13 protein-coding genes are annotated in these 13838 nt (G+C 71.6%); 5 read left to right on the top strand and 8 right to left on the bottom strand.

Translation table 11 applies throughout. The features are described 5' to 3' along the window. A partial coding sequence (locus EYA84_RS14030) for a M14 family metallopeptidase (protein WP_131053482.1) occupies positions 1-2575 on the bottom strand: 2575 nt, incomplete at its 3' end. Between the two features lie 313 nt (positions 2576-2888). Beyond that, positions 2889-3638 (bottom strand): DUF3224 domain-containing protein, encoded by a 750-nt coding sequence (locus EYA84_RS14025; protein WP_131053481.1) that lies wholly within the window; start codon positions 3636-3638, stop codon positions 2889-2891. A gap of 312 nt (positions 3639-3950) precedes the next feature. Between EYA84_RS14025 and EYA84_RS14020 the strand changes: the two genes are divergently transcribed. From EYA84_RS14020 to EYA84_RS14010, 3 genes are all read left to right on the top strand, one after another. Further along, entirely contained in the window at positions 3951-4265 is a 315-nt protein-coding gene (locus EYA84_RS14020) for a hypothetical protein (protein ID WP_131053480.1), read from the top strand. Between the two features lie 62 nt (positions 4266-4327). Continuing rightward, positions 4328-4807 carry a hypothetical protein gene (locus EYA84_RS14015; RefSeq protein WP_131053479.1) on the top strand — a complete coding sequence of 160 codons (480 nt, stop codon included), beginning with the start codon at positions 4328-4330 and terminating at the stop codon, positions 4805-4807. A 78-nt stretch (positions 4808-4885) separates the two neighbouring features. After that, positions 4886-6097: an MFS transporter gene (locus EYA84_RS14010; RefSeq protein WP_131053484.1), complete on the top strand. Its 1212-nt coding sequence runs from the start codon at positions 4886-4888 to the stop codon at positions 6095-6097. On the opposite strand, the gene EYA84_RS14005 is transcribed toward EYA84_RS14010, so the two are convergent. Further along, positions 6030-6983, bottom strand: a complete 954-nt coding sequence (locus EYA84_RS14005) for a diacylglycerol kinase family protein (RefSeq protein WP_131053478.1) — start codon at positions 6981-6983, stop codon at positions 6030-6032. The two genes, EYA84_RS14010 and EYA84_RS14005, sit on opposite strands and share 68 nt — an antisense overlap. 138 nt (positions 6984-7121) lie before the next feature. Between EYA84_RS14005 and EYA84_RS14000 the strand changes: the two genes are divergently transcribed. Beyond that, complete coding sequence (locus EYA84_RS14000; RefSeq protein WP_131053477.1) at positions 7122-8114, top strand: MerR family transcriptional regulator; 993 nt, start codon at positions 7122-7124, stop codon at positions 8112-8114. 119 nt (positions 8115-8233) lie between these two features. Here the strand turns inward: EYA84_RS14000 and htpG are convergent, their stop codons facing one another. The 5 genes from htpG to EYA84_RS13975 all read right to left on the bottom strand — a co-directional run bounded on the left by htpG (position 8234) and on the right by EYA84_RS13975 (position 13300). Continuing rightward, complete coding sequence (gene htpG / locus EYA84_RS13995) at positions 8234-10177, bottom strand: molecular chaperone HtpG (RefSeq protein WP_131053476.1); 1944 nt, start codon at positions 10175-10177, stop codon at positions 8234-8236. Positions 10178-10298: 121 nt separating this feature from the next. Then, complete coding sequence (locus EYA84_RS13990) at positions 10299-10565, bottom strand: GlsB/YeaQ/YmgE family stress response membrane protein (RefSeq protein ID WP_131053483.1); 267 nt, start codon at positions 10563-10565, stop codon at positions 10299-10301. A gap of 124 nt (positions 10566-10689) precedes the next feature. Then, the gene (locus EYA84_RS13985; RefSeq protein ID WP_131053475.1) at positions 10690-11265 is read right to left on the bottom strand and encodes a GerMN domain-containing protein; all 576 of its coding nucleotides are present in this window, start codon (positions 11263-11265) and stop codon (positions 10690-10692) included. Further along, a complete protein-coding gene (locus EYA84_RS13980; RefSeq protein WP_131053474.1) occupies positions 11262-12620 on the bottom strand; it encodes a cell wall metabolism sensor histidine kinase WalK in 1359 nt (452 codons plus the stop codon). Before EYA84_RS13980 ends, EYA84_RS13985 begins: the two co-directional genes overlap by 4 nt. Next, entirely contained in the window at positions 12617-13300 is a 684-nt protein-coding gene (locus EYA84_RS13975) for a response regulator transcription factor (RefSeq protein WP_131053473.1), read from the bottom strand. Before EYA84_RS13975 ends, EYA84_RS13980 begins: the two co-directional genes overlap by 4 nt. Before the next feature lie 153 nt (positions 13301-13453). On the opposite strand from EYA84_RS13975, the gene EYA84_RS13970 reads away from it, so the two are divergent. Continuing rightward, positions 13454-13838, top strand: a 385-nt coding sequence (locus tag EYA84_RS13970; protein WP_131053472.1) for an STAS domain-containing protein, incomplete at its 3' end; no start/stop codon positions are given.

Here is a 13838-nt window from a genome sequence, read left to right as displayed (position 1 = left end):
GCTGCCCGTACGCACTCTCCAGCACCACGTCCACCGCAGCGTCGTGGTCGTTACGCGCCTGCACCGCCACGTACGCCTTCCCCGCCACACACCGCGTCTGCACGGTGACCGTCACCGGCACCTCGGGTGCGGCGTTCGGGTCGGTCAGCCGCTTGCGGTTGTAGTTGTCGTCCTGACCGTCGGGCTGGTAGCCGCGCTCCACGTTGCCCGCCGCGTCCACCGAGAACCAGTGCACGGTGGTGCCGACCGGAACGGTCAGCGTCTCGCCGCCCTCCCGGATGCCCCCCGAGCCGTAGAGCGTGGACTCGAACGTGGGCCGGCTGCCGTCGAGGGTGTAGAACACCGCCGCCGGTTCGCTGGTGGAGAACGTGACGTCGACCGAGCCCTCGGTGGCACTGGTGGCCACCTCGACGGAGCTGGTCGGCGCCGACTCGTCGGTGTCCAGGTCACGGGCGACCCGCAGCATCTCGACCAGGCCGTTGGAGAACTCCATCGTCTCCTCGCGGGCCGAGGTCCAGGTCGGCTGGAAGGAGGTGCCGACCTCGAAGTTCCAGGCGTAGATGCCGTACTTGTACCAGAGCATGTCACCGGAGTTGCCGGCCGCCGAGTAGAGCACGTCGGCGATCGGGCCGGTGCGGGCCGGGGTGACCGCCAGGTTGCGGTGCCGCTTGATGGCGGTCAGGATCCGCGACGACGCGCCCCAGAACAGCGACTCCTCGGCCAGGGTCGGCCGCGGGGCGGAGACCCGGCCCGGGGTGGCGTACGAGCCGGGCGACCACATGAAGTAGTTGCCCGAGGAGTGCAGGTTCATCGAGAACTTGACGTTCGGTCGGGAGGCCAGCCAGTCGACGTTGCGGCTCTCCGGCTCGGACAGCTCGTCGGGCCCGGCGTACGTGCCGCTGGTGCAGCTCGTCGACGCGCCCGAGTAGCCGTCGAAGAGGCTGTACTCGGTGTAGTTGCGGTTGTTGTCCACACCCCAGGACGTCCGGCCGAGGAAGTCCCCGGAGGTCTCCGGCGTGCAGTGGTTGGTCATGTTCTTGCGCTGCGAGTTGAAGTCGTAGAACGAGTAGTGCCCGCCGTCCGGGTTGATCGACGGCGCGATCCAGATGTCGAGGTTGTCGACCAGCTCGCGGGTGTTCGCGTCGTGCGCGTAGTTGCGCAGCAGGCGCTCGGCGGTCTCGATGGTCACCAGCGGGGGCACCCACTCCCGCGCGTGTTCCTGCGCGTAGGCGAGCACACCCATCCTGGAGCCGTCGCGGTGCTTGCCGATGCGGATGGCGTACACCGTGTGGGGGTCGCGGGAGACCGTCGTCGGCGCGGACAGGCCGTCGGAGAGCGCGGTCGGCGCGGTCGGCGCCACCACGCCCGTGCCCGCATTGCCGCGATACGTGTACGCGCTGACCAGCGTGCCCGCCTGGGCGTTGAGCGCGGCGGCCACCTCGGCGGCGGTGCTGGTGACCGTGCCGGCGGCGTCCGTGGCGAGGCCGACGCGGACCTGGTTGCCGGTGACGGTCACCGTCAAAGACGCGTTCGCGGTGCCGGGGTTGGCCAGCTCCACGGTGATGTCGTTGCCGCCCTGGTGTCCCCAGGCAAGCGAGTCGACGCCGACGCGGCTGGCGTTGGCGGTGCCGAGCACGGCCTGTGCCTTGCGCCGGTAGCCGTTGGTCTTGTGCGGCAACTCGACGATCTCGGAGATCTCCGGGTACTGCGCGGACATCGCCTTGATCCGGTCGTAGAGCTCGGTGGGGGTCAGGTAGCTGGTGACGAAGTCCTTCTGGTAGCCGGGCCCCTCCGGGTCGGTGTCCGGGATGGGCAACCACTCGTGCACCTTGGCGACCGCCACGTCACCGGTCGGGCTGGTGATCCGTACGTAGTCCGGTCGGCTGGTCACCTGCGCCGCACCCCGGTGGTAGAGGTACACCCCGGCGTCGACGAACCGGGTGATGTTCTGCGTGCCGCCGGAGCCGAACTCGGTGCCCGGCCCGCTGTCCCGCTCGACGGTCAACGCGGTGGCGGCGGTCTGTCCCTGTGCCCACTTCGCCTCCACCGACAGCACCTGGGTGTCGCCCGAGGTGTAGTAGTCGGCGCGAATGATCTTGACATCCGAGGCGGCGGACCGCGCGGCGACGGCAGCTCCGGAGAACTCCCGGTTGTCGGCCAGGTGGGCGGCGATGGTCGCCTCCCGCTCGGCGATCCGGTCCTGCGCGTCCTCTTCGGTGTGCAGCACCTTGCCGAAGGTGAAGCCGGCTCGGGTCAGCGTGGCGACCTCGTTGCCGGTCACCACGGCGTGCACCACGATGCCGTCGGCGGTGTGGTGGACGTGGTGGTCGAGGTCGACGCCGGTGGCCACCAGCGCGTCCAGTTCGGTGGTGTCGGCCACCACCACCTCGATCACGCTGGTCTGCTCGTCGGCCAGTCGGCCGAGGTCGGCGGGGGTGTCGGCGCCCGGCGCGGCGGTCTGCGGCACCACGGCCGAGGCGGGACTGACCAGCAAGAGCACGGCCGTGCCGGCGGCCAACGCGGCGGAGAAGGGTATCCGGCGTCGCCACCGGGAACGGGTACGGAGTTCCGACATGAGGCTCGTGGCCCCTTCTCGGCGTGCGGTGGGGGTGTGGGGGTTCGCACCTCGTCCCGGCTGCCTCAGCTCCCGTGACAGCCACGGCCAGGTGCGTCCGACATGGACACCGCCCGCATCACCGATTACGCAGTGTCACACGTCGAGAGGTAGGAGTGATCAGGTTGCGGACCACTCTCACCTGACGAAGGTCATCTGTCAATCGTCCCGAAGCATGGACAGCCAGCGTGCGGTATCCGGGCTGAGCACGGACGCCGCGTCCGCCCCAGCGTCGTGGCGGGGGTCGAACGCGGCGCCGTGCGCGGCTCGCGGGTTACGGAAGGCGGTAGCCGAGGCTGTACGAGACCAACGTCTCGCACGTCTCCGGGGTGTCGCTCGGTCCGCAGTGGTCGCGGCTCGCCACCACCGTGAAGCTGCCGGTCACCCCGGTGAGCTTGCCGTAGCCGGTACCCGGCGTGATGTCGAACTGCATCGTGAAGGTGCCGTCGGCGCTCTGCTTGCCGTGGGACTTGAAGAGGAACCCGCCCTCCAGACCGTCCAGGGTGCCCGCGAAGCCGCCGGCACTGTCGATGGTGCCGTAGCCCGCCGGTTCCAGGATCTGGAACTCGACGTCCTCGGTCTCACCCACGAGTCCGCCCAGGTACTGCATGCCGTACCGGACCTGCCACACCGAATGGCCGGCTGGCGTGCCCGCGGCCTGCTCGAAGGCGAAGTGGCGCGGATACATGTCACCGGTCACCACCTTGTACACACCGGGCGTGCCCGGCGAGACGGTGGGCAGCGGTCGGACGATGCGGTCGCGGGCCGCAGCACGCTCCGATGTCGACGGCGTGGCGTCCGACCGATCGGGTGTGGCGCCGGCTCCGGCAAAGCGCGACTGCAACGCGGGCGGCACCGCCGACGTGCCCGAGTCGATCGTGGTGGCGGTCCTGGCGGTCGGGGTGGCAGCCTGCGGAACGATGGCGGCGGCGGGGCTGACCAGCAGCACTGCCGCGCCGGCTGCCAACACGGAGGAGACGGCGATCCGGCGTCGCCACGGGGAACGGGTACGGAACTCGGACATGAGGCTCGTGGCCCCTTCTCGGCGCGCGGAGGTGATGGGTGGGCGTCGCCCCGCGCCTCGGCTCGCCGGCGGCGGGCAGCACGGAGCGTCCGGAGTGGACGCCGCCCGCGTCACCGATTGCGCAGCGTCACACCTCGGATGTGGAGGGTTAACGATTGCGCACAACTTTCACGCAACAAGCAACCACTGTCAATAATCCCGTGGCGGGAATCTGCCACGCTCGCCTCAACCGCCGACCTGCGGGCAGGCGTTTGACCTGGGCACAGAGTGGAGAACAGGAACGGAGAGCTCGACAACGAGGGGGGACAACGCGTGTCCGAATACACCACCGACCGGCCAGATACAACCCACGAGCGCCCCGAAACCGTCACAGATCCGCTGCTGTGGCGACTCGCCCTACACGTCGCCGACGCGCACGCACCGGCCGAGGACGGCGACTGCGCGCACCTGCTCTGCGACGGCCAGGAGTGGCCGTGTGCGCCGTGGCAGCAGGCCCAACGCGCACTCGTCCTGGCGCAGGGCGGCACGGGGCAGACGGCACCGGCGCGACAGAGCGGATGGACGACGCAGGCGGCACTGCCGAGCCGGGCTGCGGAGCGTGCGCGCCGCGATTCCGCCGCCGCCTGAGCAGCGGTTCGGCCCGTCCTCGCCAGCGATCCGCCGCACCACTGTCAAGGTAGCGTTGACACATGCTGGATCCGCTCGGTGACCTCGCCGGCATCCCGGCGGCCCGCGACCGGCTCGACGAGGCGGAGCTGGATCTCATCGACCGCGCCCGGCAGGCCGGCGCGGCCTGGCAGCAGATCGCCGAGGCGCTCGGACTCGGCAGCCGGCAGGCCGCCGAGCAGCGTCGCCAGCGACTGGTCGCCCGCCGCCGGGCGCGGCGAGCCGAGTCCGACCGGCACTGGCCGCACGAGGTAGCCGCGCTCCGCGCCCTGCTCGGCGGGTTGCAGCGCTGGATTGCGACCGATCGCCGCTGGGACGGCCGTTTCCCCGGGGCCGCACTGACCCGACACACCACGGCACTGGCGCTGGAGGCCGCACCCGGCGCGCTGTACGACCTCGCCGGGCACGTCGCCGCCGACCTGCACCGCGCCGGCCACCGGCTGCCGAGCCCGGTACGCACCATCGCCCGGCACCTCGACGCCGCGCTGTCAACACATCGTTGACGCAACTCCGCGATATTGCCTCTGGCCAACTCAAGGGTTGAGGCTGTGAGTCACTTCGACTCAACCCTGGAGCGGCATGTGCGGCGCAACGCGATCCTGTTCGTGACGATCTCTGTGCTCTCCGGGTGCGGCGGCAGCGCCATGGCCCTGGTCTCCGGCATCTGGATCCTCGACCTGACCCGGTCCAGCAGCCTCGCCGCCCTCGCCGGGCTCTGCGTGTACGCCCCCACCCTCGCCGGCCCCTGGTGCGGTGCCCTGGTCGACCGGCTGCCCCGACGGCCGCTCGTCATCGGGGTCAACCTGACCCTGGCCGCCGTCCTGCCGACCCTGCTGGCCGTCCGCGGACCCGGTCAGGTGTGGCTCCTGTTCTGCGTCTCCACGGTGTACGGCGTCGCGTACGTGCTGGTCGACGCCAGCGAGAGCGCCCTGCTCCCCGCCGCGCTGTCACCGGACGAACTCGGCCACGTCAACGGTTGGCGGTCCAGCGCCCAGGAGGGTGTCAAACTCGTCGCTCCGCTGGCCGGCGCCGGACTGTACGCGTGGCAGGGCGGTCACCTCGTCGCGTTGCTCGCCGCCGCGCTGCCCGCCCTGGCCGCCGCCCTGTACGCACTGCTCCGACTGCGGCACCCGGCACGGACCGTCGCGTCCCGGCCCACCGGTGTCCGTGCGGGCCTCGCCGTCGTGTGGGCGTCACCGCTGACGCGGCTGCCGGTGATCCTCGCGGGCGTGGCGATCGCCGCGTCCGGGTTCACCACCGCCGCCGGGTACGCCGTCGTCACCGACGAGTTGGGCCTGCCCGCGACGTTCCTCGGGGTGCTGCTCAGCGCGCAGGGCCTCGGCTCGGTCGCTGGCGGGTTGGTCGCCGGTCGGCTTATCGCCCGGTTCGGACCGACCACCGTGGCCGCCCTCGGCACGGCAGTGTTCGCGGTGAGTTGCCTGGGCCGGTGCCTGCCCTGGTGGCCGGCGGTGGTCGCCGCCTCGGTGGTGGCCGGTGCCGGCCTGCCGTGGGCTGTCGTCGCCGCCGTCACCGCCGTGCAGACGCACAGCCCAGACGAGCTGCTGGGCCGAGCCGCCGCGACCGCCAACACGATCATGTTCGGACCGATCGCGGCGGCGATCCCGCTCGGCTCCGCCGCCGTCCTGCTGGGCGGTCGGCCACCGCTCGTTCTCGCCGCCACCGTCTGCCTCGTCGCCGCCGCCGGGGTGTGGCACCGGCGCCACCTCACTGTGGCGCGGCCTCCGGCTCCTCGTCGGGGCAGCAGACGGTCAGTGCGGCGGGTACGGCCCTGACCTTGAGGCGCTTCGTCCGCGACCGGGCGCCACCGTCCATCTCGTACGTCTTCGGCTCGGCGAAGCGGACCCTGACCTTGCGACCACGGGTGATCCGGACGAACTTCGAGTCCTCGGACCGGCCGGTGGCCATCTTGCCGAGCGTGCGCGCCCAGTCCACGGCACCACCGGCGGTGGAGACACCGATCTCCAGCGAGCCGCTGTCGGGGCGGGCGTCGTCGAAGGCGGGTATGCCACCGGTGATGGTGCCGACGTTGCCGAACAGCACGCAGCTCGCGTCCCCCTCGAACCACAGGTCCCCGTCGACGGTGATCCGGGTCCGGGTCAGTTCCCCACGGACGTGACGCAGGCCCGTCCACACGTACGCGAGCCGGCCGAGGCGACCCTTCATGTCCCGGTCCGCCTCCCGGATCAGGTCACCGTCGAACCCGGCGCCGGCCATCACCGCGAAGTGTTCCCCGTTGAGCCGTCCCAGGTCGAGGCGGCAGCGTCGACCGTGCAGGCCGATCCGTACCGCCTCCGGCAGGTCCTCCGGGATGCCGAGATTGCCGGCGAAGAGATTGGCGGTGCCGGCCGGCAGGATGGCCATCGGGGTCTGCGTGCCGGCGAGGGAATCGGCGCAGCGCTGCACCATACCGTCGCCGCCCCAGACGAAGACCAGCTCGGCACCCTGGTCGAGGGCCTTGCGGACCTTCTTCGGGGCCTTGCGGCTCTTGGGCACCTCGTACCAGAGCAGGTCCCGCACTCCCGCGCCGACCAGCGCGGCGCGCAACTCGTCGAGGCCGCCGCCCAGCGTCTTCTTCCGATGCGCCACCACCGCCACCGTGCCGACCGCCAGGTCGGGCGCCGGCGGCCGGTCCGGGTCCACCACCACACTCGCGCTCATGGCCGGCGCAATACCCCGCCGCCCGAGAATCCACGCCTGGCCCGACTCTCCGCCGTCGTGTCCCGTCCCGGTGCCGGACCGCCGCACGTGGTGCACGGACTTGCGTCTCAAGCCGCTTGAGATCGCATAGTGGGTGTCGTGGACCTGAACGAGCTTTACGCCATCGGGGATGTCGCCCGACGTACCGGCCTGAGTGTCAGCGCCGTCCGCTACTACGCGGACGCCGGTGTCGTCACGCCGTCCGCCAGCACTCCCGCCGGCCACCGCCTGTACGACGTGTCGGCGATCGCCCGGCTGGAACTGGTCCGCACACTGCGGGAACTCGGCGCCGGCCTGGACGAGATCCGGCGCGTGCTGGTCGGCGAGGCGACGCTGCGCGAGGTGGCCGCCACCCACCTGGCCCTGCTGGCACGGCAGGAGGCACGGCTGCGGAGCCGTCGCGCGGTGCTGTCGACCATCCTGCGGCAGGACTCCACGGCCGAGCAGGTCACGTTGATGCACAAACTCGCCGGCATGTCGGACGAGGAGCGCGACCGGCTGATCGACGAGTTCTGGACCGAGGTCTCCACCGGCTGGGAGCCGCCGGAGCGGATGGTCGCGTGGTGGCGCGCGGCCCGCCCGGAGCTGCCCGAGCAGCCCACCCCGGCCCAGTTGGAGGCATGGATCGCGCTGGCCGAGATGGTCCGCGACCCGGAGGTGCGGCAGGCCGTACGTCGTGAGCTGCACGAGGCGTGCACCACCGGGGCCGGGCCGCTGATGGCCTCGTCGCCGATGTTGGACAGCCTGGAGGCGGCCACGCCGATCGGCCAGGCGGCGATCGACGCGGCGCGGGACGGGGTGCCGCCGGCCTCACCGCAGGGCAGGGAGATCGCCGACCGGTGGATGGGGTGGCTGACCGGCATCTTCGCGACACCGGACAGCCCGGGGATGCCGGACACGCCCGAGTTCCGCCTCCAGACGGCCGACCACATGCTGGCCGGCGCGGAGTGGGACCGCACGCCGCCGGACCCGGAGGGACCGCTCGACCGGTACATGGCGCTGGTCAATGCCGTGAACGACGTACCGCCGGAGCAGTTCCCGTACGAGTGGCTGGCCGAGGCGCTGCGCGCGTCCGTCCCGCCGGCTCGCTGAGCCACCCGCCACGATCTCGCTCGCGACCGCACGCGGCGCGACACCGCACGGACCGGGACCTGACGGACGGGAACGCGGGCACGCGCCCGGAGTGGCGCGGCCCGCGTTCCGTGTCCGACCTACAGCGTGCGGGCGAGGCGGTCGGCGAGGATCCGGGCGAACCGGGACGGGTCCGCCAGGTCGCCGCCCTCGGCGAGCAGGGCGGTGCCGTACAGCAGCTCGGCGGTCTCGGCCAGGGACGCCTCGGCGTCGCCCTGCTCGTGAGCCTTGCGCAGGCCGGAGACGAGCGGGTGGCCCGGGTTCAGTTCCAGGATGCGCTTGACCTTCGGCACCTCGTGGCCCATCGCCCGGTACATCTTCTCCAGCGTCGGCGTGAGGTCCTGGGCGTCGCCGACCACGCAGGCCGGTGAGGTGGTCAGCCGCGAGGAGAGACGGACCTCCTTCACCGACTCGGTCAGCACCCCGCCCATCCAGTCGAGCAGTGCGGCGTACTCGGTGCGCTGCCGCTCCCGCTCGGCCTCGGCCTCGGTGCGCTCCTCCTCGGTGTCCAGGTCGACCTGGCCCTTGGCGACCGAACGCAGCGTCCTACCGTCGTAGCTGCCGACCCTCTCCACCCAGACCTCGTCGACCGGGTCGGTGAGCAGCAGGACCTCGTAGCCCTTGGCCCGGAACGCCTCCATGTGCGGGGAGTTCTCGATGGTGGCCCGGTGCTCGCCGGTGGCGTAGTAGATGTCGGTCTGGCCGTCCTTCATCCGGCTCACGTAGCCGGCCAGGTCGGTCTGCTCCTCCGGGTCGTTGGTGGACGCGACCGAGAGGATCTCCAGCAGGGTGTCCCGGTTGTCGGTGTCGTCGACCAGCCCCTCCTTGACCGCGGCGCCGAACTCCGTCCAGAAGGTGCGGTACCGCTCGGGCTGCCCGGTCTTGAGGTCCTTGACGGTGGAGAGCACCTTCTTGACCAGGCGACGGCGCACCGCGCGGATCTGGCGGTCCTGCTGGAGGATCTCCCGGGAGATGTTCAGGCTCAGGTCGTGCGCGTCCACCACGCCCTTGACGAAGCGCAGGTAGTTGGGCATGAGCGCGTCGCAGTCGTCCATGATGAAGACGCGCTTGACATAGAGCTGGACGCCCCGACGGCCCTGCGCGGCGAAGAGGTCCAGCGGCGCGTGCGACGGGATGAACAGCAGCGCGTCGTACTCGAAGGTGCCCTCGCCCCGCATGTGGATGGTCTCGAGGGGGTCCGCCCAGTCGTGGCCGACGTGCTTGTAGAACTCGTGGTACTCGGCCGGCTCGACCTCGTTACGCGGGCGGGCCCACAGCGCCTTCATCGAGTTGAGCGTGACGGTCTCGGTGGTGGCGGGGGCGTCGTCCGCCCCGGGCCGCTCGACGGTCGTCCGGATCGGGTGGGCGATGAAGTCGGAGTATCGCTTGACGATCTCGCGGATGGTCCACTCGGCGGTGTAGTCGTGCAGGTTGTCCTCGGTGTCGACGGGCTTGAGGTGCAGCGTCACCGCGGTGCCCTGGGGCGCGTCGTCGAGCGCCGCGACGGTGTACGTGCCACCGCCGTCGGACTCCCACCGGGTGCCGCCGCTCTCGCCGGCCCGCCGGGTGACCAGCTCGACCTTCTCGGCGACCATGAAGGCGGCGTAGAAGCCGACGCCGAACTGGCCGATCAGGTCCTGCGACGCCCCGGCGTCCTTGCTCTCCCGCATCTGGCGCAGCAGCTCGGCGGTGCCGGACTTGGCGATCGTCCCGATGACGGAGACGACCTCGTCGCGGGTCATGCCGATGCCGTTGTCGCGGACGGTGAGGGTGCGGGCGTCCCGATCGACGTCGAGGGCGATGTGCAGGTCACTGGTGTCGACGTCGAGGTCCTTGTCGACCATCGACGCCAGGCGCAGTTTGTCCAGCGCGTCCGAGGCGTTGGAGATCAACTCGCGCAGGAACACGTCCTTGTTCGAGTAGATCGAGTGGACCATCAACTGGAGCAGTTGACGCGCCTCGGCCTGAAACTCCAAGGTCTCGGTCCGGTCGTTCACGCCGTGTCCTCTCTCGGTCGTACGCATGACGGGTCGCACAAAGGATACGAGCCGTCATGACGTACGTGCGTCCGGTGGTCACCCGAACCGCCGAACGCCGTCGGCCCGCCCCGGGAACACCCGGGACGGGCCGACGAGCGGAGGATGATCAGCGTCGGCGGCTGTACACCCCGGCCACGATCGACACGCCGACCGCGGCGAAGGCCACCTGGATGAACAGCTCGATCCAGTCGATGCCGGCGGTGTCGTCCACGCCCAGCAGTCCGGCCACCAGCGTGCCGAGGATCGCGGCCACGATACCGATCAGAATCGTCAACAGGATGGGGATCCGCTGCCGGCCCGGCACCACGAGCCGGCCGAGCGCGCCGATGACGAGACCGATGATGATGGCCATGAAGAAGCCGGTGATTTCCACGAGAGCCGTCCCTTCGCGCTTTTGGTGTGACGACGTGGTGCCCCTCCCGCCGTAGTGGCCAAACGCCGCCGCCCGCCGTCTGCGGTGTTTGTCACGCAACCGTCACGAGGCTGTGGAACTCCTGTCATCGAGGGCTGACGAGCACCGCGTAGTCGGCGGAGGTGAGGGGATCCGCCGAGAGCGAGCCGTCCGCGCGGGGCACCCGCAGCGGGGTGCCGTCGCCGTCCAGGAAGATCACCGCCGACACGTCGGGGCGGGCGCTCAGGGTACTGACGATCTGCCCGTACGCGAGGAGTTCGTCGCTGCGGCCGGTGTCGGCGCCGGCCGGGGTCACCGTCACCCGGGCCTGCCCGCCGACGAGTTGCACCACGGCGGTGCTCAGCGCCCCGGGCAGCGCGCTGCCGACGCCGTCGTCCCGCTCCCCCGGCGTCGGCCCGGCCAGCAGGTCCCGGAGCTGCTCGTCGGGGGTGGGCGCCTGGTCGGCGCGACGGGTCACCGGCACCAGCCGGTCGTCGCGCGAGAAGTAGAGCAGCTCGGTGAGGGCCCCGGTCTCCGCCGCCGTGGGGGCGGCGGTCGCGGTGTACGGGAACGGGCCCGGCGGCGGCGTCACCGTCCGGGGATGGTCCTCGGCGGGCACCCCGCACCCGGCGACCAGGGTCAGCAGGAGGGCGGCCGAGATCCGCCCGGCGGTACGCCTCATCCGAGGCTGCCCGGCAGTGTGATCCGGAACCGGGCGCCGCCCTCGGGACGGTCGCTGACCGTGGCGTCACCGCCGTGCGCGGCGGCGTGCTGGGCCACCAGCGCGAGCCCGAGGCCGGTACCGTCGCCGCCGCCCCGGAAGTTGGCCGCCCGACCGCGGACGAAGCGGTCGAAGATCGCCTTTCGATCCTCCATCGGCACCCCCGGTCCCTCGTCGTCGACCTCCACCACGCCGGTGTCACCGTCGCGGGACAACCGCACCGCCACCGGGCCGGCGCCGTACCGCTCGGCGTTGTCGAGCAGGTTGGTGAACACCTGCGCGACGCGCCGCCGGTCCACCTGCCACGTCGGCGGGGTGTCCGGATCGAGGTGCACCATGGACTCGGGCAGGTCCCGGTCCCGGCAGGCCTGCCGGGCCAGCGCGCCGACGTCGACCTGTTCCCGGTGCGTCGGCTGGTCGCTGCGGGCCAGGTCCAGCAGGTCGTTGACGAGCTGCTGGAAGCGGGCGATCTCGTCGGCCACCAGCCGGGCCGCCGTGGTGGTCCGCTCGTCCTGGTTCTCGCGCCGCTTGCTCAGCACGCTGGCCGCCGCCGCGAGGGTCTGCAACGGCGACCGCAGCTCGTGGCTGACGTCGGCGGCGAAACGCCGGTCCCGGTCGATGCGGCGGGCCAACTCGTCCACCATCCGGTTGAACGAGGTGGAGAGCCGGGTCAGGTCCGGGTCGGTGTCCGGCGCGAGCCGGGTGGTGAAGTCGCCCGCCGCGATCCGTTCGGCGGCGTCGGCGACGGCGGTGAGTGGGCGCAGCCCGTGCCGGGTGGCGTACCACCCGATCGCCGCCCCGGAGCCGGCCACCACGATCGCGACGGCGGTGAGCGCCAGCGCGAGCACCTGGAACGTCTGGTCCAGCTCCCGAAGCGAGACGATCTCGTAGAACGCCGCCGAGTCCGACAACGGCACACCGACCAGCACCACCGGCTGGTCGGCGACGCGGACCCGCTGCACGGCCGGCTCACCGGCCATCACCAGGTCCTGCAACCGTTGCGGGATGGCGGGGGTGGTGCCGGTGTCGGCCCGCCGGCCGTACCACTCGCCGTTGAAGTACAGCACCGCCCGCCGGCTGGTGCCGGTGTCCAGCGCACGCAGCGCCTCCGCCACGTCCGGCTCGTCGGTGGCCAGGCCCGCCCGGACCACCTCCGCGTCGTAGTACGCCACCCGCAGCACGGTGCGTTCCCGCTCGTCGAGCAGGGTCCGGCGGGTCAGCTCGTACGACACCAGGGCCATCGAGGCGGACAGCGACAGCGCACCGACGGCGAACGCGGCGGTGACCCGGGCACGCAGACCGAGACGTGGTCTCATCTCTGCAGCTTGTAGCCGAGCCCGCGCAACGTCACCAGGTGCCGGGGGTTGGCCGGATCGCGCTCGATCTTCTGGCGGAGCCGACCCACGTGCACGTCGACGAGCCGTTCGTCGCCGGTGTCGTAGCCCCACACCCGGCTGAGCAACTGCTGGCGGGAGAGCACCCGCCCGGCGTGTTCGGCCAGTTCGCAGAGCAGCCGGAACTCGGTGCGGGTGACCGCGACCGGGGTACCGGACCGGCGCACCTCCCCCGCCTCCGGGCTGACCTCCAACTCGCCGAAGGCGAGCACCGGCACCGGCGCCTCCACCGGGGTCACCGTGCGGGCCCGACGGCGCAGGGCGCGCAGCCGGGCGGTCAGCTCCTTGATCGCCACCGGCTTGACCACATAGTCGTCGGCACCGGCCTCCAACGCGGCGACGATGTCGTGGGTGTCGTCGCGGGCGCTGACCACCACGATCGGCACGTCGTCGTCGCGGCGGAGCTGACGGATGCCCTCGAAGCCGTCGATGCCGGGCAGCATCAGGTCGACCAGGACGTAGTCGGCCGGGTCCCGGCGCTGCGTCCGCAGGCCCTCCTCGGCGGTGGCCGCGCCCCGGGCCTCGTAGCCCTCGTCCTCCAGGGCGAGCAGCAACGCCAACCGGATCCGGTCGTCGTCCTCGATCACCAGTACCGCTGTCATACCGGCATCATCCCCAAGCCCTGGCCGGGCGGCCAACCACCACCGACCTGCGGGGCTTTTGTCACGCAACTGTCATACGTCCGCGCTCTGCCCGCCAAGCCCGCTGGGCAGGGTGAGAACCGACCTCGGGTTACCAGGAAGGGGGCCCTCGACGTGACCACGCCACGACGCCCCGAATGCGCGGTGCCGCTGGTCGAGGTGTCCATCACCGAGTTCGACCTGGCCTGCCTTCCGGAGACCGGTGCGGTCTTCGACCAGTTGCTGGCCCTCCGGCCCCAGCAGGTCGTGATCGACCTGGCCGGCTGCCGGCACATCGACGCGGCGGCCATCGGCCTGCTGCTCGACGTGCACCGACGGATGGTGCGCCTCGGCGGGGTACTGGCGGTGCGCAACCCCAACCCCCGCATCACCCGCATCCTGCAGACCGCCCGGCTGGACCAGATCCTGCCGGTGCACGGCGCGGCCGGGACCGCGCCCGAGCCGTCCGGCGACGCCGCGACACCGCCCGGCACCACACCGGCCGCACCCGGTGTGGTGC

It is taken from the genome of Verrucosispora sp. SN26_14.1, from assembly GCF_004307965.1.
Taxonomy (GTDB): domain Bacteria; phylum Actinomycetota; class Actinomycetes; order Mycobacteriales; family Micromonosporaceae; genus Micromonospora.
This window is presented reverse-complemented; position numbering and strand designations above follow the sequence as displayed.